4 protein-coding genes are annotated in these 2,932 nt (G+C 60.1%); 1 reads left to right on the top strand and 3 read right to left on the bottom strand.

Features of this window, described 5'->3' with window-relative positions:
* The coding region (locus VTU_RS25810; protein WP_010101600.1) for a GntR family transcriptional regulator at positions 1 to 284 on the bottom strand (284 nt) is incomplete at its 3' end.
* Positions 285 to 508: 224 nt separating this feature from the next.
* On the opposite strand from VTU_RS25810, the gene VTU_RS0105375 reads away from it, so the two are divergent.
* Positions 509 to 1,366: a PhzF family phenazine biosynthesis protein gene (locus tag VTU_RS0105375; RefSeq protein WP_010101599.1), complete on the top strand. Its 858-nt coding sequence runs from the start codon at positions 509 to 511 to the stop codon at positions 1,364 to 1,366.
* A gap of 142 nt (positions 1,367 to 1,508) precedes the next feature.
* Here the strand turns inward: VTU_RS0105375 and VTU_RS32520 are convergent, their stop codons facing one another.
* Positions 1,509 to 1,859, bottom strand: coding sequence for a hypothetical protein (locus VTU_RS32520; RefSeq protein ID WP_138927799.1), 351 nt, complete (start codon positions 1,857 to 1,859; stop codon positions 1,509 to 1,511).
* A gap of 647 nt (positions 1,860 to 2,506) precedes the next feature.
* On the bottom strand, positions 2,507 to 2,932 hold a 426-nt coding region (locus tag VTU_RS33465; RefSeq protein ID WP_169315370.1), incomplete at its 5' end, for a hypothetical protein.

The following is a 2,932-nucleotide window of genomic DNA, read 5'->3' as shown; positions in this document are numbered from 1 at the left end:
CTGGCCCGCCGGCGCCGGGTCCGTGGCGCCGGCATCGGCGTCCGCCGCCGCACGGCCGCCTTCGCGCACAAAAAGCCCCGGTTCTTGCGCGCCTGCACCAGCCCCTGGGCCAGCAACTGGTCGTAGGCCGCGACCACGGTGGACGGACTCACTCCGTTTTGCTGCGCGCACTGGCGCACCGAGGGCAGGCGCGCGCCGGGCGCCAGCAGGCGGTTGCGGATGCGCTCGGAAATTCGCGCCGACAACTGCTCGGTCAGCGACTGGGTGGGCGATCTCGTCAGCATGCAAGGGGCTCCCGAACGCAGCGGTTTGTACCGCCATGGCCAGCAATACAGATGCGCCACTGCACTTTGCAACTGTATTTATGGTGTATTGGCGGACGAGCCTACATTCAAGGCCTGCGCCGCACAAGCCCCGTCCTGCCATGGGCTCCGCGGTCGAGCAGATCACCCCCGGCATTGCGGCCCGCCATTCGCGAGGTCCGCTGAAGAACCACGGAGCCCCCGCCATGCACCCACGCCCCTTCAGACAGGTTGACGTCTTTACCAGCGTGCCCTACCGCGGCAACCCCCTGGCCGTGGTGCTCGACGGCACCGACCTTGCCACGCAGGCCATGCAGGACTTCACCCACTGGACCAACCTGTCCGAGGCTGCCTTCGTTTTGCCGCCCACACCCCAGGGACGGGCAGCCGGTGCGGATTACCGCCTGCGCATCTTCTGCCCCGGCCGCGAATTGCCCTTTGCCGGCCACCCCACGCTGGGCAGTTGCCATGCCTGGCTCGAAGCCGGCGGCCGCCCCCAACGGGCAGACAAGGTGCTGCAGGAATGCGGCGTGGGTCTGGTGGCACTGCGCCGGGACGGCGAGCGCCTGGCCTTTGCCGCTCCGGCGCTGATCCGCAACGACCCCCTGGACGAGGCCGACGTGGCACGGATCGTCCGTGGCCTGGGCGTGGAGCGCAGCGACATCCTGCACCACGCCTGGTGCGCCAACGGCCCCCACTGGCGCGGCCTCATGCTGCGCTCAGCGCAGCAGGTGCTGGCGCTCAGACCCGACAGCGCCCTCCTGGCGGGGCTGGACCTGGGTGTGGTCGGTGCCATGGATGGCAGCGATTCCCGGGGCATTGCCTTTGAAGTGCGCGCCTTCTTCACCGGCAACAACGGATTGATCGAAGACCCGGTCACCGGCAGCCTCAACGCCGCGCTGGCCCAGTGGCTGATTGGCGCCGGCCTGGCCCCCGCACAGTACGTCGCGAGTCAGGGCAGTTGCCTGGGCCGCGCCGGGCGGGTGCACGTGCGGCGCGACGGCGCGGATATCTGGGTCGGTGGCAGCACGGTGACCTGCGTGACGGGCGAGGTGCTGCTGTGACGGGGCGGCGCCGTTGCGCAAACCCATCTCGTTAACGAAATGGCATAACCCCCGGAGTGCATGACGCGCTGGCGTTTGCTCCGAGGACCGCCCCGGTCCCAACTTCTACGGCGAGCGCGGATGGAAGGGACGCCAACCCAGTTCACAGAACAAATTCATCACTATCAACGACAGCAGTACCTTTTACGGAGCTCACAGATACGACATAAGTACCTTTCGACAAATCACAGCCGTATATGGTAATTGGGTTTTTAAGCCAGTCATTATTCTTTGATTCAACTATCGGAGTGGTTTTTTTGTCGTACATGACCTGAATTGCAACCAGCTGATCGTACAAAGAACTGAATGCGTCGAGGTCTGCATTGAATGTAATTACAAACTTGACGTATTCTTGTTTTTCGGAATCAAACGTTCCAATCAACTTGCCATACTTTTGGCTTGCTTCCTCCTCTGTACCGTACGTCAAATCGACTTTTATGTCTATGGTATTCATGTTTTTCACCTCATTTGCTGGTTGGGATTTTGCGGAATGGACTTGGTTTGCGCTGCATCCGGCCAGCCGGACTGCCTTGGGGATGCTGTGGCCGACCGCACGGCCACGAAGCGCGCACGAATTTTAACGCATTTTACATTTTTGGGGTTCCTGCAGGCCGTCCGTGTCACCATGCAGCGCCTGGGGCTGGCCATGGTGGCCGCGCGCATCGTCTCGCCCAACGGGCCACCACGCGGCAGTGGCACTCTAGCACCTTGGCCGGAGACTTCGGCGTGCCAAGCCTTGTCCAACGAGGTATGAGTCTGAAGGAACCCCGCATTTCCAACGATGTATGAGTCTGAAGGGGCGGTTGCAGGCCCCGAGCGAGGGTGGGTTGATCATCAGGAAATGGTGGTCAGCATGGACGAGACGCGGCTCACGACGATCGCGCAAATTGAACAGTTTTTGGCCGCCAGCGCGGTGGTGCAATTCACCCCCAGCCAGGACGATGAGGAGCACGGTGACTTGCGTGACGGGCGAGGTGCTGCTGTGACGGGGCGTCGTCGTTGCATAAACCCCGGAGCGCATGACGCGCTGGCGTTTGCTCCGAAGACCGCCCCGGTCCCAACTTCTACGGCGAGCGCGAATGGAAGGGACGCCAACCCAGTTTACAGATCAAATTGATCACTGTTAACGACAAGAGTACCTTGTACGACGCTCACAGATACGATGTAAGTATGTTTCGGCATCTCAAAGTTTTCTATGGTAACTGGGGTTTTAAGCCACTCACCATGCTGTGATGTAACGATCGGAGAAGTCAAAGAGTCGTACATGACATGAATTTTAACCAGCTGATCGGCCAAGGGAGTAAATGCGGGGAGGTCTGGATTGAATGTAATTGCGTACTTGATGTATTGTTGTTGTTCGGGATCATACGTTGCAACCAGCGTGCCATACACTTGGATTTCTCCTTTACCTGCATCGTACGTCAAATCGACTGTTACGTTTATTGTCTTCACGTTTTTCATATTTTTCACTTTATTTGCTGGTTGGGATTTTTCGGAGCGGACTTCACACTTGGTTTGCGCTGCATC

It is taken from the genome of Verminephrobacter aporrectodeae subsp. tuberculatae At4 (genome assembly GCF_000193225.1).
GTDB lineage: Bacteria > Pseudomonadota > Gammaproteobacteria > Burkholderiales > Burkholderiaceae_C > Acidovorax > Acidovorax aporrectodeae.
This window is presented reverse-complemented; position numbering and strand designations above follow the sequence as displayed.

Excerpts from the sequence above, each read along its gene's own strand:
- VTU_RS0105375 (WP_010101599.1), top strand. The coding sequence starts at position 509 with ATGCACCCACGCCCCTTCAGACAGGTTGACGTCTTTACCAGCGTGCCC.
- VTU_RS32520 (WP_138927799.1), bottom strand. The coding sequence starts at position 1,859 with ATGAATACCATAGACATAAAAGTCGATTTGACGTACGGTACAGAGGAG.